At 70.3% G+C, this 21343-nt stretch carries 15 protein-coding genes; 8 read left to right on the top strand and 7 right to left on the bottom strand.

Features of this window, described 5'->3' with window-relative positions:
• Window positions 1-149: 149 nt before the first annotated feature.
• Window positions 150-2711: an ATP-dependent DNA ligase gene (locus tag OSC27_RS12610; RefSeq protein ID WP_267181825.1), complete on the top strand. Its 2562-nt coding sequence runs from the start codon at window positions 150-152 to the stop codon at window positions 2709-2711.
• Between the two features lie 244 nt (window positions 2712-2955).
• On the opposite strand, the gene OSC27_RS12615 is transcribed toward OSC27_RS12610, so the two are convergent.
• A complete protein-coding gene (locus OSC27_RS12615; protein ID WP_267181826.1) occupies window positions 2956-3930 on the bottom strand; it encodes a DUF72 domain-containing protein in 975 nt (324 codons plus the stop codon).
• Between the two features lie 136 nt (window positions 3931-4066).
• On the opposite strand from OSC27_RS12615, the gene OSC27_RS12620 reads away from it, so the two are divergent.
• The 5 genes from OSC27_RS12620 to OSC27_RS12640 are packed head-to-tail and all read left to right on the top strand — an operon-like array spanning window position 4067 to window position 9788.
• Complete coding sequence (locus tag OSC27_RS12620) at window positions 4067-4537, top strand: hypothetical protein (protein ID WP_267181827.1); 471 nt, start codon at window positions 4067-4069, stop codon at window positions 4535-4537.
• Window positions 4534-5199: a gluconate 2-dehydrogenase subunit 3 family protein gene (locus OSC27_RS12625; protein WP_267181828.1), complete on the top strand. Its 666-nt coding sequence runs from the start codon at window positions 4534-4536 to the stop codon at window positions 5197-5199. Before OSC27_RS12620 ends, OSC27_RS12625 begins: the two co-directional genes overlap by 4 nt.
• On the top strand, window positions 5196-6830 hold the full coding sequence (locus OSC27_RS12630) for a GMC family oxidoreductase (protein ID WP_267181829.1): 1635 nt from the start codon (window positions 5196-5198) through the stop codon (window positions 6828-6830). The genes OSC27_RS12625 and OSC27_RS12630 overlap by 4 nt, the downstream gene beginning before the upstream one ends.
• 5 nt (window positions 6831-6835) lie before the next feature.
• Window positions 6836-8671, top strand: a complete 1836-nt coding sequence (locus OSC27_RS12635; protein WP_267181830.1) for a thiamine pyrophosphate-requiring protein — start codon at window positions 6836-6838, stop codon at window positions 8669-8671.
• A 7-nt stretch (window positions 8672-8678) separates the two neighbouring features.
• Window positions 8679-9788 (top strand): enolase C-terminal domain-like protein, encoded by a 1110-nt coding sequence (locus OSC27_RS12640; protein WP_267181831.1) that lies wholly within the window; start codon window positions 8679-8681, stop codon window positions 9786-9788.
• A gap of 198 nt (window positions 9789-9986) precedes the next feature.
• Here the strand turns inward: OSC27_RS12640 and OSC27_RS12645 are convergent, their stop codons facing one another.
• The gene (locus OSC27_RS12645) at window positions 9987-10355 is read right to left on the bottom strand and encodes a hypothetical protein (protein ID WP_267181832.1); all 369 of its coding nucleotides are present in this window, start codon (window positions 10353-10355) and stop codon (window positions 9987-9989) included.
• Between the two features lie 201 nt (window positions 10356-10556).
• Here OSC27_RS12645 and OSC27_RS12650 point away from each other — a divergent pair, with 201 nt between their 5' ends.
• Complete coding sequence (locus OSC27_RS12650; RefSeq protein ID WP_267181833.1) at window positions 10557-11621, top strand: SDR family oxidoreductase; 1065 nt, start codon at window positions 10557-10559, stop codon at window positions 11619-11621.
• Between the two features lie 121 nt (window positions 11622-11742).
• Here OSC27_RS12650 and OSC27_RS12655 read toward each other — a convergent pair whose 3' ends face one another.
• Entirely contained in the window at window positions 11743-12141 is a 399-nt protein-coding gene (locus OSC27_RS12655) for a DUF5997 family protein (protein WP_267181834.1), read from the bottom strand.
• 35 nt (window positions 12142-12176) lie between these two features.
• Here OSC27_RS12655 and OSC27_RS12660 point away from each other — a divergent pair, with 35 nt between their 5' ends.
• Entirely contained in the window at window positions 12177-12866 is a 690-nt protein-coding gene (locus OSC27_RS12660) for a LysR family substrate-binding domain-containing protein (protein ID WP_267181835.1), read from the top strand.
• 13 nt (window positions 12867-12879) lie between these two features.
• On the opposite strand, the gene OSC27_RS12665 is transcribed toward OSC27_RS12660, so the two are convergent.
• The 4 genes from OSC27_RS12665 to OSC27_RS12680 all read right to left on the bottom strand — a co-directional run bounded on the left by OSC27_RS12665 (window position 12880) and on the right by OSC27_RS12680 (window position 21313).
• Window positions 12880-13776, bottom strand: a complete 897-nt coding sequence (locus OSC27_RS12665) for an aminoglycoside phosphotransferase family protein (RefSeq protein WP_267181836.1) — start codon at window positions 13774-13776, stop codon at window positions 12880-12882.
• A gap of 37 nt (window positions 13777-13813) precedes the next feature.
• Complete coding sequence (locus OSC27_RS12670; RefSeq protein ID WP_267181837.1) at window positions 13814-15568, bottom strand: class I adenylate-forming enzyme family protein; 1755 nt, start codon at window positions 15566-15568, stop codon at window positions 13814-13816.
• 128 nt (window positions 15569-15696) lie between these two features.
• Window positions 15697-16473, bottom strand: a complete 777-nt coding sequence (locus tag OSC27_RS12675; RefSeq protein ID WP_267181838.1) for a DNA-formamidopyrimidine glycosylase family protein — start codon at window positions 16471-16473, stop codon at window positions 15697-15699.
• Window positions 16474-16477: 4 nt separating this feature from the next.
• Complete coding sequence (locus tag OSC27_RS12680) at window positions 16478-21313, bottom strand: DNA glycosylase AlkZ-like family protein (protein WP_267181839.1); 4836 nt, start codon at window positions 21311-21313, stop codon at window positions 16478-16480.
• Between the last annotated feature and the right edge of the window lie 30 nt (window positions 21314-21343).

The raw sequence follows: 21343 nt of genomic DNA on the forward strand, positions 1-21343 counted from the left end.
TTCTGCAGGACGAATTGTGAGACCCGCCGCTCGAGGCGCGTGCGGTGACGGCGTGTCGTGCGACTTCTCCTGCAGAGCTGCAGGCCGGTAGGGGGTGCGGGTTGAGGAAGCGCGAAGCGCTGTCTGGAAACCCGGGGCATGCTGGGGCCATGGCGCAGCCGAAGAAGCAGACGGTGTCGGTCGACGGGCACCGCATCACGCTCACCAACCTCGACAAGGTGCTGTACCCCGTCACCGGCACCACGAAGCGCGACGTGCTCGCGTACTACGCCGAGATCGCCGACGTGCTCATCCCGCATGCCGCCGACCGCCCCCTCACCCGCAAGCGCTGGGTCAACGGGGTCGGCACGCCCGAGAAGCCGGGCGAGGTCTTCTTCCAGAAGAACCTCGACGACTCCGCGCCCTCGTGGGTCAAGCGCCGCAGCCTCGAGCACAAGAGCCGCACGAACGAGTACCCCCTGCTCAACGACCGGGCCACTCTCACGTGGCTGGCGCAGATCGCCGCGCTCGAGCTGCACGTGCCGCAGTGGCGCTTCGGCCCGCACGGCAAGCGGCGCAACCCGGACCGGCTCGTGCTCGACCTCGACCCGGGCGAGGGGGCGACCCTGGCCGACTGTGCCGAGGTCGCGAGGCTGGCCCGCGGCATCCTGAAGGATATGGGCCTCGACCCCATGCCGGTCACGAGCGGCAGCAAAGGGATCCACCTCTATAGCGCGCTCGACGGGTCGCAGACGAGCGACGCCATCTCGGCGGTCGCGCACGAGCTCGCCCGGGCGCTGGAGGCGGACCACCCCGACCTGGTCGTGAGCGACATGAAGAAGTCGCTGCGCGTGGGCAAGGTGCTCGTGGACTGGAGCCAGAACAATGGCGCCAAGACCACCATCACGCCGTACTCGCTGCGCGGGCGGTTCCGCCCCACGGTTGCGGTGCCACGCACCTGGCGTGAGCTGTCGTCGCCCGACCTCGCCCACCTCGAGTACGACGAGGTGCTGCGGCGCATGAAGCGGCGCGCAGACCCGCTCGCGGCGCTCAGCGAGGGACACGTCGGCACGCCGGAGGAGGTGCGCGAAAAGGTGCTCGCAACCTCGGAGCCCGCGGCGGTCGACCGCCTCATGACGTACCGATCGATGAGGGATGCCGCCAAGACGCCGGAACCCGTGCCGAGCGCGGCGGCATTACCCACGACCGGGCAGAGCTTCGTGATTCAGGAGCATCACGCCCGACGCCTGCATTGGGACTTTCGGCTCGAGCACGACGGCGTGCTCGTCTCCTGGGCGCTGCCGAAGGGCGTGCCGACCGAGCCGAAGAAGAACCACCTGGCCGTGCAGACGGAGGACCACCCGCTGGAGTACGGCAGCTTCGAGGGCACTATTCCGAAGGGTGAGTACGGCGCGGGCGAGGTGACGATCTGGGATTCCGGGGAATACGAGCTCGAGAAGTGGCGCGATGGCAAAGAGGTGATCGTCACGCTGCATGGGCGGGGCGACGGCGGGCTGGGCGGGCCGCGCAAGGTGGCGCTGATCCACACCGGAGGCGGTGGGCGCGACGGCGAGAAGAACTGGCTGATCCACCTGATGAAGGACTCGCCCGGCACCTCCTCCACGCGGACCCCGGAGCCGCAAAGCGGCGTCTCGAAACCCAGCGCCCCCTCCACGCGGGTTGAGGAGCCGCGCAGCGGCGTCTCGAAACCCAGCGCCCCCTCGGCTTGGAGACGCGCGTCTTCGGCACGGGCATCGGCCCGCGCATCCGCTGCTCTGTCTCCCATGCTCGCGACGCTGGGCCGCGATTCCGACTTCGCGCACGCCGACGAGGCCGAATGGGCGTTCGAAATGAAGTGGGATGGCATCCGCGCGATCGCGACGGTCGACGATCGCGGAGTGCGGCTGACCACACGCAACGGCAACGACGTGACGGGCACGTACCCCGAGCTCGTCGAGGCGCTGCCGGAACGCGTCGCAGGCAGCGCGATGCTCGATGGCGAGATCGTGGCGGTCAACCGTGCAGGCCGGCCCGACTTCGGGTTGCTGCAGACACGCATGGGCCTCACCCGAGCGGCGGATGTGGCGAAGGCGGCGCCGAAGGCCCCCGTGCAGTACCTGCTGTTCGACATTCTCGAGCACGAAGGTGAGCGGCTGACGGGCGAGACGTACGACGAGCGCCGGGCGCGGCTGTTCGACACGGTGCAGCCGGCGGGCGCGATCCAGGTGCCGCCCGAGATCGACGATGGGTTCGACGTCGCCCTGCGCAGCAGTGGCGAGCTGGGTCTCGAGGGCGTCATGGCGAAGCGCCGCGACAGCACGTACAGCGTCGGCAGGCGGTCGAAGGCGTGGGTGAAGGTGAAGCACCACCGCACGCAGGAGGTGGTCATCGGCGGCTGGAGCCCCGGCAAGGGGCGCCGCTCGGGCGGCGTCGGCTCGCTGCTGCTCGGCATTCCCGAGGGGCGCTCGCTGCGGTACGTGGGCAAGGTAGGCACCGGCTTCGGCGACCGCGAGCTCGACGAGCTGGCGGCGCGGCTCGGCAAGCGGGTTCGCAAGACGTCCCCCTTCGCAGACGTGCCCAGAGCGGATGCTGCCGGGGTCACCTGGGTCACCCCGAACCTGGTGGGCGAGGTGCAGTTCGCCGAGTGGACATCGACGGGGCGGCTGCGGCAGCCGTCGTGGCGCGGCTGGCGGCCCGACAAGGCGCCCGACCAGGTGGTCGTCGAGAGCTGACCTGCGCACCTTCAAGGACCGCATCGAGGCGAACGGCTTCGAGACCGGCGCGTGGCGTGGTGAGGTTGTCCGGGGCGCAGACGCAACCGGCCGCTGAGTAACGCGGCGCCGAGAGTGGGGGCCGCTGAGCAGCCCGGCGCCGAGAGTGGGGGTTCGCGACGAAGTCGGGTGTTATACCTGCGCGTCTCGTCGCGAACACCCACTTTCGGCACGGCCCGAGAGGGTGAGGCGTGCGTGAGAGTGATTATGCGCGCGCGGTAGGCGGTTCGGCGCACAGGCGCATGAGCGCCTGCGCGTCGTGCGGGGCATGGCCGCGGGCGTCGTTGTCGAAGTAAAAGAACACGTCACGACGGATGCCGTCCGGCGCTCCCGTCGACCAGGCATGCGCCTGCTCCGCCATCCGCTCGAGCTCGCCGTCGGTGTAGCCGCTCGCGTAGAGCTCGGGGCCGCCGTGCAGGCGCACGTACGCGAAGTCGGCGGTGAGACGGCGCATGAGCGGCCAGCGGTCGCCGGAATGCGCGGCCACGAGCGCGATGTTGTGGCGGGCGAGCACGGCGGCGCACGCGTCGGTGTCGAAGCTCGGGTGGCGGGGCTCGAGCGCGTAGCGGATGGGGGTGTCCGGCGGCGCGGGGGGTGGGTTTCGAGACGGCCGCGGGGCGGCCTCCTCAACCGGCGTGGGGGCGGAGGCTGGGGTTCGAGACGGCCGCGGGGCGGCCCCCTCAACGGGCGTGGGGGCGTCGTCGTCGAGCCAGGAGGCGTCGACGCGGGCGTCGTGGCGGGCGGCCAGCTCGCGGGCGGCGGCCAGGGTGCGCGGCAGCTGTGCGCAGAATGCGTCGAGCTGCTCGGCATCGAACGTGTGCCGCTCGGGCAGCTGCCACAGCACCGGCCCGAGCTTCTCGCCGAGCAGCGGCACCCCGGAGGCGAAGAAGTTCGCGAGTGCCGTCTCCACGCCCCGAAGCCGCAGCATGTGCGTGATGAACCGCCCACCCTTCACGCCGAACACGAAGCCCGGCGGAGTCTGCGCCGACCACGACAGGTAACTCGCCGGCTTCTGCAGCGAGTAGAACGAGCCGTTGATCTCGACCGAGTCCAGACGGTCCGCGATGTACGCCAGCTCATCGCGCTGGCGAAGCCCGGCGGGGTAGAAATCGCCGCGCCACGACGGGTAACGCCACCCTGAGGTGCCCACGATGATGCGGCCGGCAGCCAACCTGCTCATGACCTGCGAGTCTCGTCGCATCCTTGCGAGGTGGCAAACGGCGAGTATACGTGGGAGGCAGACCGGCGGCGCGCGAGGCCGGCCCGAGAGGCCCGCGCGCAAGCCAGACCGGCAGTCGGTCGCCGAAGGGAGCGCTGTGGCACGGCGGCGAGCGAAGAAGAGGGCGGCAGAGGCGATCTACGGGGTCGATCGAATGGTGCGCAATGTGCGCACGGGACGGTTCGAGCGCAGCCTCTCGGGGCTCACGGCGATCGGCTCGCTCATCACCGCGGCCGAGATCTTCTTCGAGCATGACCGCGCGAGCTTCGGCAACAAGCTCATGTGGATTCCCGTGGCGCTCGGGCCTGTGGGCGCGGCGGCGGGCGTCGGCGGTGTGGTGAGCAAGAGGCTTGCGAAGACGGCGCTTCCCATCGCATCCGCTGTCATTGTGGCCAACGGCCTTCAGGGCACCTGGCTGCACGTGCGCGGCATCGCCCGCAAGCCCGGCGGCCTACGCAAGAACCTGCTCTACAACATCGAGATGGGGCCGCCCCTGCTGGCGCCGCTGCTGGTGACGCTGGTGGGCGGCATGGGGCTGCTTGCCGCCGTGCTGAGGCGAGAGAAGTGAACGCCGAGAAGGACTTCGGCAGCCAGCACCGCCACGGCTACGGAGCAGACCACCCACGCTTCCCGGGCTTCGACGTGCTCGGCCAGGCCGGCGCGTGGGACGACGTCACGCGGGAACTCATCGTGAACCGGCTGAACCCCGACCCGCACCTGCGCTTCTTCACCGCCACCGAGTTCCTGACCGCGGCGGCCCTGCTCGACCAGCTCACCGGCCAGATCGACGACCCCATCGTGCCGGTGGCGCAGATGATCGACATCCGCATGGCCGACGACAGCACCGACGGCTGGCATTTCGAGGGGATGCCGCGCGACCACGACGTCTGGAAGGCGACTGTGCACGGGCTCGACGACGACGCGCACGCCGCCCACGGCAAGGCCTTCGCCGACTGCGACTCCGACCAGCAGCAGGCGATCCTGACGGCCATCCACAAGGCCGACCCGGAAGGCGAATGGCACGGCATGAACGCGAACCGCACCTGGAACCTCTGGATGCGCTACGCCTGCACCGCCTTCTATTCGCACCCCGCCGCCTGGAACGAGATCGGCTTCTCGGGCCCGGCGTATCCGCGGGGCTACAAGAACGCGCACGTCGGCACGCTCGAACCGTACGAGGTGCACGACGCAATGCCGAAAGACGACCCGGCGAGGGAGGGCAGACGATGAGCACGGTGCGCGAACGCAACGAGTCCGCATGGCTGCTGCCCACCGACGGAACGCGCACGAACCAGAGCCTGAGAGACCGGATGCGGCGCTACGCCGATCAGGACGAGGTCGACCTGGTCGTGGTGGGCTGCGGCGCGGGCGGCTCGACGCTGATTCAGCGCATGGCGCGCGCGGGCTGGAGCGTCGTCGGCCTCGACGCGGGGCCGTTCTGGGACCCGGACGAGGATTGGGTGAGCGACGAGGCGGGCTCGCACACCCTGTACTGGACCGAGCCCCGCGTGATCACGGGCGACGACCCGATCCCGCTCGGCTCGAACAACTCGGGCCGTGGCGTGGGCGGCTCGATGGTGCACTACGCGGGCTACACGCCGCGGTTCCATCCGAGCGACTTCGAGACGCACACGCGCGACGGCGTCGGCGCCGACTGGCCCATCGAGTACAGCGATCTGGCCGACTACTACGGCCTGATCGAAGAGGAACTGCCGGTTGCGGGCGAGGACTGGCCGTGGGGCGACCCGCACTCGTACCCGTACTCGCCGCATCCGGTCGGCGGCAACGGTGAGATCTTCCTGCGCGGGGCACTCGCCGCGGGCATCGGGGCACGTGTTGGCCCGGTCGCCATCACCAACGGAGTCTTCGGCAACCGCCCGCACTGCATCTACCGCGGCTTCTGCCTGCAGGGCTGCAAGGTGAACGCGAAGGCGTCGCCGCTGATCACGCACGTGCCGGATGCCCTGGCGCACTCGGCCGAGATCCGCCCGGACAGCATGGTCACCCGTGTCGAGGTCGACGACCGCACCGGCCTCGCCACCGGCGTTCACTACATTCGCGACGGCCGCGAGCACTTTCAGAAGGCGCGCATGGTCGCCATCGCCGGCTACTCGATCGAGACGCCGCGGCTGCTGCTGAACTCGGCGAGCAAGCGGTTCCCCGACGGGCTCTGCAACGACTTCGACATGGTCGGCCGCTACCTCATGGTGCAGGGCGCGCCGCAGACCGGCGGCCGCTTCGACGACGAGGTGCGCATGTTCAAGGCGCCCCCTCCCGAGGTCTCGAGCGAGGAGTTCTACGAGACCGACCCGACGAAGCCGTACAAACGTGGCTACTCCATTCAGACCGTCTCGCCGCTGCCCATCACTTGGGCGGAGCACGAGGCTGCGCAGGGTCACTGGGGTCACGACCTTCGCGAGCGGATGACGGACTACGTGCACTGGGCCGTTCTCGGCGCGCTGTGCGAGTTTCTGCCCCAGGCCGACAACCGGGTGACGCTCGCCGACGAGAAGGACCGCAACGGCAACCCCGTGGCCCGGTTCAGCTACTCGCAATGCGACAACGACCGCATGCTCGTGGATGCCGCACGGCAGAGTATGGAGACGATTCTGCAGGCGGCCGGCGCCGACGAGGTCATCACGATCAAGCGCTTCGCCCACCTGGTGGGCGGCGCGCGCATGGCGACAAACGAGAAGGACGGCGTTGTCGACCAGTACTGCCGCACGTTCGCGGTGCCCAACCTGCTCATCACGGACGGCAGCGTGCTGCCGACGCAGGGCAGCGCGAATCCGGCCCTCACGATCATGGCCGTTGCGGCACGGGCCGCCGACCGACTCATCAACGCAGGCACAGAGAGGTAGAAGAGATGACAACCGTCAGCGATTTCCTGATCGACCGAGTGCAGAAGTGGGGGGTCAGCCGGGTCTTCGGGTTCCCGGGAGACGGCGTTGGCGCGCTCGATGGCGCGCTCGGCAAGGCCGAACGCGAGGGCGAGGGGCTGAGCTACATCCGCCCGACGCATGAGGAGATCTGCGCGCTGATGGCCACCGCGCACGCGAAGTTCACCGGCGAGGTCGGGGTCTGCATCGCCACCTCGAGCCCGGGCGCGTTCCACATGATCAACGGGCTGTACGACGCGCAGATGGACAACCAGCCGGTCGTCGCCATCGTGGGCCAGCAGGGCCTGAACGCGTTCGGCACGTTCGCGCAGCAGGAGAGCAACCTGGAGCGGGCGCTCGCCGACGTGGCGGTGTACGTGCAGACCATCGTGTCGCCCGAGCAGGCGCAGGTGGTCATCGACACCGCGTTCCGCACTGCGCGCGTTCGCCTCGGCCCGGCCGTGATCGTTCTGCCGCACGATGTGCAGGCCATGAAGATGGCCGAGCCCGCGGTGGCGCACTGGGTGTCGCGCTCGAGCGCCGTCGCTCCGTCGATTGCGGTGACCCCGCCCGAGAGCGACATTCTGAAGGCTGCGGCGATCATCAACGAGGGCAAGAAGGTCACGTTCATGGTCGGGCACGGCGCGAACGGCGCCACCGATGAGGTGCTGCGGGCGGCGGAACTCGCGGGCGCCGGCCTCATCACGGCCCTGCGCGGCAAGCAGGTCGTGCCGTCTGACGTGCCGTACCACTCGCAGCAGCTGGGACTGCTCGGCTCGCTTCCGAGCGCCAAACAGATGCAGGACTGCGACACCCTTGTGCTGCTCGGCACCAACTATCCGTACTCCGAGTTCATGCCGAAGACGGGCCAGGCGAAGGCGATCCAAGTCGACCTGAAGCCCGAGCAGATGGGCCTGCGCTACCCCACCGAGCTGAACCTGTGGGGCGACGTGAAGGCCACGCTCGAAGCCCTCATCCCGCATCTCGAGCAGAAGACCGACCTCTCGTGGCAGCAGGAGGTCGCCGACGGCATGGTCGAGTGGGAGAACGAGATGGAGGCCCAGGCCATGCTGCACTACGACGACGGCGTCAACCCGCGCCGCGTCTACTACGAGCTCAACAAGCGCCTGCCACCGCGGGCGATCGTGACAGCGGATGCCGGATCCACCGCCGATTGGTACGGGCATCACATCCGTCTGCGCCGCGGCATGATGGGTGATCTCTCCGGAAGGCTGGCGAGCATGCTCGCCGCCATGCCGTATGCGGAGGCGGCGAAGTTCGCGTTCTCGGACCGCAGCGTCATCTGCACGATCGGCGATGGCGCGTTCCAGATGCTTGGCATGAACGAGCTGATCACCATCAAGAAGTACATGGAGCAGTGGGAGAACAAGCAGCTCATCATCATGGTGCTGCACAACGACGACCTCACACAGGTGTCGTGGGAGATGCGCACGGAAGACGCGAACCCAGTGTGGAAGACGTCGCAGGTGGTGGAGTCGGTGGACTACGCGGGCTGGGCCGAACTGCTCGGGTTCACCGGCATCCGTGTCAGGAGCGATGACGATGTGGCGGCGGCGTGGGACACCGCATTCGCCAACCAGGGCATCACCGTGATCGACGCGTACACGAGCAAGAACGTGCCGCCGCTGCCGCCGGATATCACCAAGAAGTTCGCGAAGAACGTGGCCGTGGCGCTGCTCAAGGGCGACCCGTACGGTGCCAACACGATTCGCGACTCGGCCGAGGCGCTCGTCTCGGAGGGCATCGAGCGCGTGAAGGGCAAGCTGAACATCGGCCAGGACGACGACGAGAAGAAGGAATGATGCGCTGGTGACCGCAAGCGAGCCGCGCATCGACGCGCTCGACGCCTCGGTCTACACCGTTCCGACCGACGCGCCCGAGGGCGACGGAACCTACGCCTGGGACAAGACGACCATGGTGCTCGTTGAGGTGCGCTCGGGTGACGTCACGGGCCTCGGCTACACCTACGGGCCGCCGGCCTGCGCGTCGGTCGCCCGCGAGACGCTGGCCGATGTCGTGGTCGGGCTCTCGGCGTTCGACGTGCCGCGCGCGGCGTGGCTCATGGCCGCTGCCGTGCGCAACATGAGTCGCTCCGGCATCGCCGGCTACGCCGTCTCGGCCGTGGACATCGCGCTGTGGGATCTCAAGGCGAAGCTGCTCGGGCTGCCGCTGCAGTCGCTGCTCGGCGCCGCGCACGAGAGCGTCGACGTGTACGGCAGCGGCGGATTCACGACGTACAACCCCGGCCAGCTGCGCGACCAGCTCGGCGGCTGGGCGCATGAGCAGGGCATTCCTCGCGTCAAGATCAAGATCGGCGAATCGTGGGGGCAGCGGGTTTCGCGCGATTTGGAGCGCATGCGGCAGGCGCGCGAGGTGATCGGCAGCGACACCGAGCTGTTCGTCGACGCCAATGGTGGCTACACCGCGAAGCAGGCCGTCCGGGTGATGCGCGAGGCGGCCGACCTCGAGATCCGCTGGTTCGAGGAGCCGGTGTCGTCAGATGACCTCGTCGGGCTGGGGCAGGTGCGGGCGGCGGTCGCGGCCGACGTGGCGGCGGGGGAGTACGCCTCCTCGCCCGGCTACGTGCGGCGCATGTGCGAGGCCGGCGCGGTCGACTGCATGCAGGCCGACGCCACGCGGTGCGGAGGAATCACGGGTTGGCTGGCTGCGGCGGGCGTTGCGGCATCCTTTCACCTGCAGATCTCGGGGCACTGCGCGCCGCACGTGCACGTGCAGGCGGCGCTGGCCGCGGCGAACACGCGGCACCTCGAGTGGTTCCACGACCATGTGCGCATCGAGCGCATGTTCTTCGACGGAACCCTCGACCCACAGGGCGGCAGCGTCGAACCGGATGCCTCGGCCCCCGGCCTCGGTCTCACCCTGCGTCGTGAGGACGCGGACCGCTACCGCGTCGGCTGACTGCTGCGCGAGTATGGGTCGTCACACCCCGCGCTACTGTCACGCCTGCGCTACTGTCACGCGTGCGCTAACTCAGGAAGAATCGGGCGCCACGCCGTGTTCGCCACTGCAGGCATCGGCGTGTCGCGAAGTTCCTCCTGAATAGCCGCACGCTCGCCGGGGTCTTGCAGCCGATGGGTGGGTACGGATGCTGCTGCCTCAGTCGTTCTCCGGGCTCGGCTCGTCGAGCACCTCGTTGATCACGGCGGCCGCGATCCCGCGCCAATCCGTGCCTTCGCTGTAGGTGTCGAGGCTGCCGGGCTCGCGCACGCCGTAGACCGGCTCGCCCTCCTCACCGGCGAGGGAGATGATGTAGATCGAGCCCATGGTGCGACCATCGGCGCTGCGGATCACCCAGTTGTCGTCGTCGATGAGGTGCACGGTGTAGTCGACACCGCGGTGCTCGAACACGGCGCGTTCGCCGAGCTGGAACTCGTCGCCCGGCGGCTGGCTGATATGCGGCATCCGCTGGGTGGTGTTCGGCTGGGCGGGCTGTGGTGCAACGGGTTCGACGATGTCGTCTGTCATTCGAGTGACTCCTTTGCGTCGCGCTGGGTGCTTCTGCGCTGGGCACTTCTGCGCCCGGGCGCTTCTGCGCACAGTGTACGTCTGGTGCGCACATCTGGCAGTCCGCTGGGTGCTGCCCGGCCCGGCATCCGCTTGTCTTGTCGCCTGCAAAGCCCGCGCGTAGCGTGTGGGCAGATGTGACCGAGACGACGACAACGAGGGGTGAGCGACGTGAACGACCTGCCGACCGAGGCCATGGTGCGCGAGAACGCGGGAAGCGTGGCGAGGCCGCGGGTGGTGGTCGTCACGGGTGCGAGCGGCGGCGTCGGGCGGGCGAGCGCGATCGCGTTCGGGCGGCTCGGCGACACGGTCGCGCTGATCGCCCGCGGTGAGGCGGGCCTCGCGGGCGCGGCCGCGGAGGTGGAGGCGGCCGGCGGCAGGGCGCTGACGATCCCGCTCGACGTCTCCGACGCCGACGCCGTCGATGCCGCCGCCGAGCGCGTGGAGAACGAGCTCGGCCCCATCGACGTGTGGGTCAACGTGGCGTTCTCGTCGGTGTTCGCGCCGGTCGCGAAGATCAGTTCAGACGAGTTCAAGCGCACCACCGAGGTGACCTACCTCGGCTTCGTGTACGGCACGCAGGCGGCATTGAAGCGGATGCGACCGCGCGATCGCGGGGCGATCGTCGAGGTCGGCTCGGCGCTGGCCTACCGGGGAATACCGCTGCAGGCGGCGTACTGCGCGTCGAAGCACGCCATCCAGGGCTTCACGGAATCGCTGCGCTGCGAGCTGCTGCACGACAGGAGCGGCATCAACGTGACCATGGTGCAGATGCCCGCGCTGAACACGCCGCAGTTCTCGTGGGTGCTCTCGCGGCTGCCGAACCAGGCGCAGCCGGTGCCGCCCATCTACCAGCCCGAGGTCGCCGCGCGTGCCGTGGTGCACGCGGCGGCGCATCCGCGCAGGCGCGAATATTGGGTGGGGCGCAGCACCGTGTACACGTTGATCGCCAACAAGATCGTTCCCGGGCTGCTCGACCACTACCTTGCCCGCACCGGCTACAAGGGGCAGCAGACCGACCAGCCGCGTGACCCCGACCAGCCCGTGAACCTGTGGAATCCGGCCGACCAGGATCGCGACTTCGGCACGCACGGGCAGTTCGATTCGCGCTCGGCCTCGTGGAGCGCGCAGGCGTGGCTGGCGCGCCACCGCAACACGCTGGCGCCGCTCGCCGCGCTCGGCGCTGCGATGGTGGGGCTGACGGCGCTGCGCGCGGCCCGCCGCTGAGTCAAGGGTTGCTCGCTGAGTCAGGGTTTGCTCGCTGCGTCGGGCCATTTTGCGGGTTGCGCGCGTGGAGACTCGCGATGTGGCCCGACCCAGTGACTGTGAGTTGGACGGAGAGCCGGGATTAGCTGTCGGCGCGGGTGCGGGCGCGGCGCTCGGCGTCGCGCTGCTTGATGCGCACCTTCTCGGCGCGCACCTCGGCCTGCGTGGCACGCTCGCGCACGAGCCACGGGGGCGGGCTCTGCAGCAGCTCGGTGATCTGCGCGGTGGTGAGCGGCTCGGTGATGCCCGCGCGGGCGAGCCCCGACGTGGAGACGCCCAGCTTGCCCGCGACCACCTGGCGCGGGTGCGGGCCGTCTTGGCGCAGCTCCTCGAGCCACGCTGGCGGGTTGGCGTTCAGTTCGGTGAGTTCACTGCGCGAGATCGGGCGCGTGCGGAACTCCTCGGGTGCCGCCGCCAGCAGAATGCCGAGCTTCTTCGCGGCCGTCTCGGCCTTCATCGTCTGATCGGAGCTCTTCGCCATCCTCCCAGCGTATCCGCTGCAGTAGCCTGAGCAGCATGGCCGACGAATCCTTCCGCGTCGGGTTCGTACCGGGGGTGACCCTCTCGAAATGGCAGCGGGTCTGGCGCGAACGTGTGCCGAGCATCCGTCTCGAGTCGTTCACCGTGGACCCCACGGTGGCCGTCGACTCGCTCTGGCACGGCGAGGCCGACGCCTGTTTCGTGCGGCTGCCCGTCGCCGCCGAGGGGCTGAGCGTGATCCCGCTCTACCAGGAGGCCGCGGTCGTCGTCGTGCCGAAGGACCACGCCGTCACCGCGTTCGACGAGGTCGCGCTCGCCGACCTCGACGCCGACGAGATGCTCGATGCGAGCGGGCACGTGCCTGCGACCATCGCGCTCGTCGCCTCAGGCCAGGGCGTCGTGATCGTGCCCCAGTCGCTGGCCCGACTGCACGCGCGCAAAGAGGTCACCTACCGCCCGGTGACGGATGCCGCCCCCACCACGGTCGCGCTTGTCTGGCCCGCGGAACGCACGACCCCGCTCGTTGAGGAGTTCGTGGGCATCGTGCGCGGACGCACCGCCCGCAGCTCGCGCGGCACGAGAGCGGATGCGCCCGCCGCCGACGGCACCGCGCCCCAAAAGGCGGCCGGCGGCAAGGCGCGCGGCACGGCCGGCGGCGCGCCCGCCGCGAGGCGCGGCGGCAAGGCCGCCTCTACCGCCCGGTCACGACGCCGGCGCCGCCGCTGACACGCGGGTGCGCTCAGTCGTCGAGCAGCACTTGGGTCAGCGTGTGGGCGCCGATCGCCGCGAGGCGGGGGTTGTCGTCTGAGGCTGCGGCGATCGCCGCGCCCATGTTGAGCGCCCAGCCCCGGGCGCGCTGCCACGTGTGGGTATCCACGTGGCACAGCTCGTCGATGTGGGCGCGGAAGAGTGCGCGCCCTGCCGGCTCGAACCACATCCAGGCGGCGGCGAGGTCGGTGGCCGGGTCGCCCGCGGTGATGTCGCCGAAATCGAGGATGGCGGCGAGACGGGGCGCGGCTGCGGCATCCGTGGTCATGATGGCGTTGCCGGGGTGCGGGTCGCCGTGCAGCCAGACCGGGCGGGCGCCCCAGGGCGGCGTGGTGACGAGACGATTCCACAGCGCGCGCAGGTCGTCGACACGGGGAAGTGAGCCGGAATCCAGCCGGCCCACCATCGCGGCCGAGCGGGTGGGCAGCGGAACCCCGCGAACGGGATTGAAGGGCGCGCTCGTCGGGGCCTCGTGATGCAGCGCGGCCAGGAACTCGGCGAGCTCGATGGCGACCGCGGCGCGTTCGGCCGCGGGCACGAGGTCGGCATCCGTGCCGTCGAACCAGTCGGTGATGCTCCACGACCAGGGGTAGCCGATGCCGGGCGCACCGCGTCTGACCGGCACGGGCACCGGTACCGGGAGGCGCTTGGTGAGGTCCGGCAGCCAGCGCTGCTCGTTCACGACGAGCTCGGCCGCGGCTTCCCGGCGTGGCAGCCGCACGGCATGGCGGTCGCCGAGTCGGAACAGGGCGTTGTCCCAGCCGTTCGTGACGAGCCGCACCGGCGCCGCGAGGTCGGGGTGCTGCGCCTCGATGAGGCGCTCGACCAGCGCGGCGTCGATGTGGACTTCGGCGGCGGGGGCGTCCATTGCGAGGCGACTCTCAGTGTTGGCGCTACTCGCGGCGCTACGGCTTGGTGAAGAGGCCGGCCTCGTTGTCGGCGGTCGTGCGCTCCTTCATCACGAAGTGCTGCTTCTTGCCCGTGGCGGTGTAGGGCAGCTCGTCGACGAACGCGTAGCGGCGCGGCTTCTTGTATGCCGCGAGGGCGTCGCTTGCGCGACAGAACGCGTCGAGCGCCGTCGCGGCCGCCTGCGGGTCGGTGAACTTGCCCGCCCTCGGCTGCACGTACGCGACCACCAGCTGGCCCCACTCCTCGTCCGGCATGCCGACGACGATGCTGTCGGCCACGTCCGGATGCCCGGAGAGCACCTCTTCGACCTGCACCGGGTGCACGTTCTCGCCGCCCGAGATGATCATGTCGTCCTTGCGGCCGACCACCGTCACCATCTCGTTCTCGTCCCACGTGGCCAGGTCGCCCGGGTACAGCCAGCCGTCGTGGAACTTCGCCTTGACCTCCTCGGGATTGTCCATGTAGCCGTAGCCGCTCTTCACCGAACGCATGATGACCTCGCCGATCTCCTGCCCGTTCTTGGCGGCGTGGTCGTCGGGGGTGGCGATGCGATCGGCATACACCCGCACCACGGCGACGTCGTCGTCGAGGCACGCGCGACCGGCCGCACCCGCAGCATCCGGCAGGTCTTCTGGTCTGAGGTATGTGTTCCAGAACGCCTCAGTGGTGCCGTAACCATTGGCGATGCGCGGCGTCAGCACGCGCTGGTAGCGCAGCGCCGCAGCCCGGTCGAGCGGGGCACCCATGGTGACGATGCCGCTGAGCGAGCTGAGGTCTCGCGGGTTCGCCTCCTGCGCATCGGCCAGCCGCTCGAGGTTGGTCGGGGCGCCGATCACGTACGTGAGGCCATACTTCTCGACGTTGTCGAGCACGGCATCCGCGGTGAACTGCGGAAGTGTGACGACCTCGCCGCCGACGAAGAACATGGTGTTCGGGCCGGCGCAGTAGTTGCCTCCGCGGTGGAACCACGGCGACATGTTCATGGACTTGTCGTGCGGGCCGAGCGGGAAGTGCATGACAACGTCGTGCGCGCTCAGGGTCTCGTTGAGGCTCGTGAGCGGCACCGCCTTCGGCATGCCGGTGGTGCCCGAGGTGTAGAGGCGCGAGGTCTCGTCCCACACGGTCGCCCCGTCGGGTGTGCGGAACGTCGGGCCGTCGTTCGCGAGCAGCTCGTCGAAGCCGATCGCGCCGTCGAGCCGTTCGCCCTCACCCACCGCCACGATCACGTCTGGCGTGAACTCGGCGATGCGCAGCGCCTTCGCCGTCTCGTCTGCCGCGTTGCTGTCGTAGATGAAGATGCGCGGCCGAGTGGTGTTCAGGATGTGCGCGGTCTCTGCCGGCGCCAGCCTGAAGTTCATGGGCGAGCTCACCGCGCGCAGCCCCTGCGCGGCAACGTACAGGAACGCGAATTCGGGTACGTTCATGAGCTGGTACGCCACCACGTCGCCGACGCCGACGCCGCGTTCGGCCAGGCCGGCGACCAGGCGCCCGGTGACCTCACCGAGCTCGCGGTAGGTCCAGGACTCGCCGGTCGTCGAGTGGGTGAGCGCCGTGCGGTTGCCGTAGCGGTGCGTGTTGCGCTCGAAGGCGGCGGCCCACGTGAAGCGGCTCTCGAAGACGGCACGGAACGCGCTCGGGTCGAAGTCGCTGTTGCGCTCGGGGTGCGCGGCCTGCGCTGCACGGGCCGTCCGCGTTGCGCTGCCTTCCTGGGACGCGGCTGCCTGCTCCTCGTCCGAAACCTGGATCGTCATGGAAACCTCTCTTCTCAAAGGCGGCCACGGCCGGCGTCATTGCCGGCTCGGGTCGAAACTGCCGAGCGGTAGCTTACGCTTCGGCACAATTGCTCGCCTTCGCTCGCTTCTTCAATCCGCTCGCTTCCTCAACTCTGGCAGTGCGGGCAGAAGTATGCATCCCGTTCTTCGCTCGGCGTCGGCCCCAGACGCGAATGACGGATGCGCGTGCCGCAGCGGCGGCACGCCTCTCCCGCGCGTCCGTACACCCAGAGCCGCCGTCCCCGGCGGTCATCCCCGGTGGTTGTGCGGGAGACGCGGTTGCGATTAGCCACGATGAGTCGATGCGCGAGGTCGATGGTGGCCGGCAGGTCGGCGTCGCGTACGGGGCGCGTGGGCAGCATCCCGCGCAGAAAGCACAGTTCGTTCACGTACACGTTGCCGAGGCCGGCGAGGTTGCGCTGATCGAGCATGGCCACGGCGATGGGCGCGTCGGCGGCTGCGGCGACGCGGCGCAAGGCTTCGTCGGCATCCCAGTCGCGGCCGAGAAGATCGGGGCCTAGGTGCCCGACCAGCTGACCCTCGTGACGGCGGGCAACGACGTCGAGCTCGCCGAGGGCGAAGCCGACGGCCTGCCACCGCTCGGTTTCGAGCACGAGGCGCGCCTCGTGGGCGGGCCGCTGCCATCGCTCCCCGGGGCGGTAGAGGCGCCAGGTGCCCTCCATCTTGAGGTGGCTGCGCACGGTGTATTCCCCGATGTGCATGAGAACGTGTTTGCCGCGGCTGACGACCTCGTGCATCGTCTCCCCGCAGAGGTCGACGGTCGCGAACGTCGGCACGCGAAAGTCGGATCGGGTGACGACCTCGCCGCGCAACGCCGAGTCGAGGCGTCGGGCGGCCTGGTAGACGGTGTCTCCCTCGGGCATGCGCTCAGCGCCTCATGCGCAGGCCGCGGGGGATGGCGGCGAACCCGGCCACCTCGAGTGCGTCGCCGAGCGCCGTGCCGATCGCGAACTCGCCGTCGATCGTCTCGATGGTGAGCCGGTCGACGTGCTTGAGGGTGATGAGCCGGGCGAGGGCATGTGCGGCCGCGGCGTAGCTGGCGGGATCGTCGGCGAACGTGAGCACGGTCTTGCCGCCCCGCTCGACGTACAGGGCGAGGGCGCCGTTCACGAGCACGACGAGGGCGCCCGCCTTTCGCCCGGGGCGGTGGCCGGTCGCCGTTTCGGACGGCCAGGGAAGAGCGGCGCCGTAGGGGTTCGCAGGGTCAGTGGCGGCGAGAGCGATGGCGCCGAGGCCGGTGCTGCCAGGGCCCGTGCCGGTGCCGTCGTGGTCGGCACCGGAGCCGCGGTTCGTGCTTTCGGCGGCGAAGCTGCGCAGCCTGTCCACGGTCGCGGCGGTGGCGAACTGTGCGGCGCCGAGGGTCTCGACGAAGTAGCCGCGGCGCGAGCGCCCGCTCTCTTCGAAGCCCGTGAGCACCTTGTATGCCAGGGCGAAGCCGCCGGGCTCGCCCTCGTTCATGACGGCGCCGCGCGTGACCACGCCGTAGCGCTCGAGCAGCGTCTCGGCGTGCGCGTGCGCCCGCACCGTGCCGTCGGTCTCGGCGACCGGCAGGATCGACCAGCGACCGCCTGCGGTCGGCGGCCCGACCCGGGTCGGCATGGTGGGTCGGGAGTAGCCGCGGCCACGGTACAGCCGGCTGCGGGGCGGCGCGGCGCGGCGCTTGTGTGCTCCGCCGCCCGTGCCGGTCAGCGCGCGCAGCGGCGCGAACGTGTCGTTCGTGACAAGGCCGGCCCACGCCAGATCCCACAGCGCGGTCACGAGTGCATCATCGTCGGTGGAGCCCACGGCATCCGAAAGCTGGCGGAAGAAGAAGCCGCCGCCTGCGCCGAGCGCCACCAGAATCTCGCGCTGCAGCTCATCGGTGTCGTGCTCGGTCGGCAGCGGCAGGGTGAGGGGCGCGGTCTCGGCCAGGTGCAGCGTGACCCAGCCGTCACGGCCCGGCAGCGCCCCGGCGCCGGCCCAGACGACCTCGCCGGTGGCGGTGAGCTCGTCGAGCATGGCCGGGCTGTAGCCGGCGACGCGGCTGGGCAACACGAGCGACTCCCATGCCGATGCCGGAATACGGGCGCCGGCGAGCTGCTCGATCACGGAGGCGACCCCGTCGATTCCGCGCAGGGACCCGCCGACGTGCTGCCACGCCGGCAGGAACCGCCCGAGCGTCTGCGGCTCGACAGGCTCGACCTCGTGCCGCAGCGCGGCAAGCGACAGACGACGGATGCGCCGCAGCACCTCGGCGTCGCACCACTCAGACCCCTGGGCCTCGGCACGGAACTCGCCCTCGACGACGCGCCTCTCGTGCGCGAGCCGGCGCAGGGCGGCCGCGACCACGGCGACGCCGAGGCCGAGGCGGGCTGCGGCATCCGCTGTCGTGAAGGGGCCGTGTGTTCTGGCGTAACGGCTCACGAGGTCACCGAGGGGATCGTCGACCGGTTCGATGAACGCCACCGGAACGCCGATGGGCAGGGGAGTGCCGAGGGCGTCGCGCAGGCGGGCGGCGTCTTCGATGGCGGCATAGCGCTCGTCGCCGGCGATGCCGACCCGCAGCGCGCGCCTCGCCGCGACGAGCCCGTCGAGCAGCGCCGTCGCCTCTTCCGCTGATTGAGGGGGTGGCGCAGCGGCCGTATCGAGATCCGTCTGCGCGGTCTCGACACGCTCACTACCGCTCGTTGCTCGACCGGCGGGGGAGGCAGCGGGGGCGAGGCGGGCGGCCACCTCGGCGCTCGTCAGCGGACCCAGGATTCGCAGCAGGTCGGCGGCCCCCTCGGCGTCGGCGCGCATCCGCCGCTCGGGGGCCAGGCGCTGCAGCTCGCTCTCGACGGTGTCGATGATGGCGGGGTCGAGCAGTTCGCGAAGCTCGACGCGGCCGAGAAGCTCGGCGAGCATGCCCGCGTCGAGGGTGAGCGCGGTCGCCCGCCGCTCGGCGAGCGGGTTGTCGCCCTCGTACATGAACGCGGCGACGTAGCCGAACAGCAGCGTGCGCGCGAAGGGCGAGGCGGTCTGCGTCGTGGTCTCGGTGATGCGGATGCGCCGCTCGCCCAGCTGCCTGGCCAGCGCGATGAGACCCGGCAGGTCATAAACGTCACGCAGGCACTCGCGCACCGTCTCGAGGATGATCGGGAAGCTCGGGTACTTGCGCGCCACGTCGAGCAGCTGCGACGCCTTCTGCCGCTGCTGCCAGAGCGGCGACCGCTTGCCCGGGTTGTACTTGGGCAGCAGCAGAGCCCGGGCCGCGCACTCGCGGAAGCGTGAGGCGAACAGGGCCGAGCCGCCGACCTCTGCCGTCACGACGGCCTCGAGTTCCTCGGGGGCGAACACGAACAGCTCGGCGCCCGGCGGCTCGGCTTCGGTGTCGGGAATGCGCACGATGATGCCGTCGTCGCTGGCCACGCAACTGCCGTCGAGCCCGAAGCGCTCGCGCACGCGGGCGCCGACCGCGAGCGCCCACGGCGAATGCACCTGCATGCCGTACGGGGAATGTAAGATCACCCGCCAGTCGCCGAGCTCGTCGCGCACGCGTTCCACAACCAGCGTGCGGTCGGTCGGCACGTGGCCCGTGGCCTCCTTCTGCTCGGCGACGAAGGCCAGCAGATTAGCGGATGCGCGCTCGTCGAGCCCGGCGGCCTCGCAGCGCGCGATCCCCTCGCTCTCGCCCGCGCCGCTCACCTCGCGCAGGAACGCGCCGATCGCTGCGCCCAACTCGGCCGGCCTGCCCTGGCTGTCGCCCTTCCAGAACGGCAGCCGGCCCGGCTCGCCGAAGGCTGGCGTGACGAGCACGCGGTCATGCGTGATCTCCTGGATGCGCCAGCTCGTCGCGCCCAGGGCGAAGACGTCGCCGACGCGGGATTCGTACACCATCTCCTCGTCGAGCTCGCCGACCCGTCCGCCGCTGGCCGCCCCCTCGCCCCCGATCATGAAGACGCCGAACAGGCCGCGGTCGGGGATCGTGCCGCCGCTGGTGACGGCGAGCCGCTGGGCGCCGGGCCTGCCGGTGAGCGTGCCGGTGTCGCGATCCCACACGATGCGCGGCCGCAGCTCGGCGAACTCGTCTGACGGGTAACGGCCGGCGAGCAGGTCGAGTGTGGCGTCGAAGGCGCTTCGCGGGAGTGTGGCGAACGGGGCGCTGCGGCGCACCGTGTCGAACCACTCGTCGGCGTCGACCTCGTCGAGCGCGACGGCCGCGATGGTCTGCTGGGCGAGGATGTCGAGGGGGTTCGCGGGCACGGCGAGTTGCTCGATGAGGCCGGCCACCATCCGCTCGGCTGCGACGGTGGTGTGCACCAGGTCGGCGCGGTGCTTGGGGAAAAGGACGCCGCGCGAGACCTCACCGACCTGGTGGCCGGCGCGGCCTACCCGCTGCAGCCCGCTTGCGACCGAGGGCGGGGATTCGACCTGCACCACCAGGTCGACCTCGCCCATGTCGATGCCGAGCTCGAGGCTTGATGTCGCCACAACGCAGCGCAGGCGGCCGGTCTTCAGGTCGTCCTCGATCTGGGCGCGCTGCTCCTTCGAGACGGAGCCGTGGTGCGCGCGGGCCAGGATCGGTGCGTCGGGATTGCTGCCGCCGCTCTGCCCCGAGCCGCCCATCATCTCGGCCGGCGCGCGGGTTGCCGTCGCGGCGGGCCCGGTTTGGGTCCCGGGACCCCACGTGCGCTCGCCGGACCCCTCTTTTCGGGTCCCGCCGACCATTTTCGGGTCCCGCGAATGCTCGCCCGACCCGGCAACCGGTGCCGAGTCATGAGGCGGTTCGGTCGAACCCCACGCAAGCCGCCCGGCGTAGATCTCGTTCAGGCGCGACGTGAGCCGCTCGGCGAGCCTGCGTGAGTTGGCGAACACGATCGTCGAACGATGCTGAAGGATGCGGTCGGTGATGGCCTCCTCGACGTGCGGCCAGATGGAGCCGGACGTTCTCTCCCCGTCGCCATCCGTCGTCTGGGCGCCCAGCTCGCTCATGTCTTCGACCGGCACGACCACGCGGAGGTCGAAGCGTTTGGTCGCCGTCGGCGCGACGATCTCGACTGGCGCGCGGCCGCCGAGGAACCGCGCCACCTCCTCGGCGGGGCGCACCGTGGCCGAGAGGCCGATGCGCTGCGCAGGCCGGGCGAGGAGCGCGTCGAGTCGCTCGAGCGAGACGGCCAGATGCGAGCCGCGCTTCGTGGCGGCGACGGCGTGCACCTCGTCGACGATCACGGTCTCGACGCCGCGCAGCGTCTCGCGCGCCGCCGAGGTGAGCATGAGAAACAGCGACTCGGGCGTCGTGATGAGGATGTCTGGGGGGCTCTTCAGCAGCGCGCGCCGGTCTGCGGCGGGGGTGTCGCCCGAGCGCACGCCGACGGTGATGGCGGGCGGTTCGGAGCCGAGCAGCCGTGCCGTCTGGGTGACGCCGACGAGCGGCGAGCGCAGGTTGCGTTCCACGTCGACGCCGAGCGCTTTGAGGGGCGAGATATAGAGGACTCTTGTGCGCATCACCGCGGAATCGTCGCGCGATTCTCCACGCTTCACCGTGCCCGCGGATGCCGCCAGCCGGTCGATCGCCCAGAGAAACGCGGCGAGCGTCTTCCCTGAGCCGGTCGGCGCGATCACGAGCGCGTGCGACCCGCTCGAGATGGCCTGCCACGCCCCGCGCTGCGCCTCGGTGGGCGCGGCAAACGCCCCGCGGAACCACTGCCGGGTCGCCGGGGAGAACTGTTCGAGCCCGTCGCTCACCCGACCATCACAGCACACCCCGCCGACAGT

The sequence above is a fragment of the Microbacterium sp. STN6 genome (genome assembly GCF_026410545.1).
Classification (GTDB): Bacteria; Actinomycetota; Actinomycetes; order Actinomycetales; family Microbacteriaceae; genus Root112D2.

Bases quoted from the DNA above. Each gene is read 5' to 3' on its own strand.
- OSC27_RS12655 (WP_267181834.1), bottom strand. From the start codon at position 12,141: ATGGCGAAGAGCTCCGATCAGACGATGAAGGCCGAGACGGCCGCGAAG.
- OSC27_RS12675 (WP_267181838.1), bottom strand. From the start codon at position 16,473: ATGCCCGAGGGAGACACCGTCTACCAGGCCGCCCGACGCCTCGACTCG.
- OSC27_RS12635 (WP_267181830.1), top strand. From the start codon at position 6,836: ATGACAACCGTCAGCGATTTCCTGATCGACCGAGTGCAGAAGTGGGGG.
- OSC27_RS12670 (WP_267181837.1), bottom strand. From the start codon at position 15,568: ATGACGATCCAGGTTTCGGACGAGGAGCAGGCAGCCGCGTCCCAGGAA.
- OSC27_RS12615 (WP_267181826.1), bottom strand. From the start codon at position 3,930: ATGAGCAGGTTGGCTGCCGGCCGCATCATCGTGGGCACCTCAGGGTGG.
- OSC27_RS12610 (WP_267181825.1), top strand. From the start codon at position 150: ATGGCGCAGCCGAAGAAGCAGACGGTGTCGGTCGACGGGCACCGCATC.
- OSC27_RS12630 (WP_267181829.1), top strand. From the start codon at position 5,196: ATGAGCACGGTGCGCGAACGCAACGAGTCCGCATGGCTGCTGCCCACC.
- OSC27_RS12665 (WP_267181836.1), bottom strand. From the start codon at position 13,776: ATGGACGCCCCCGCCGCCGAAGTCCACATCGACGCCGCGCTGGTCGAG.
- OSC27_RS12645 (WP_267181832.1), bottom strand. From the start codon at position 10,355: ATGACAGACGACATCGTCGAACCCGTTGCACCACAGCCCGCCCAGCCG.
- OSC27_RS12660 (WP_267181835.1), top strand. From the start codon at position 12,177: ATGGCCGACGAATCCTTCCGCGTCGGGTTCGTACCGGGGGTGACCCTC.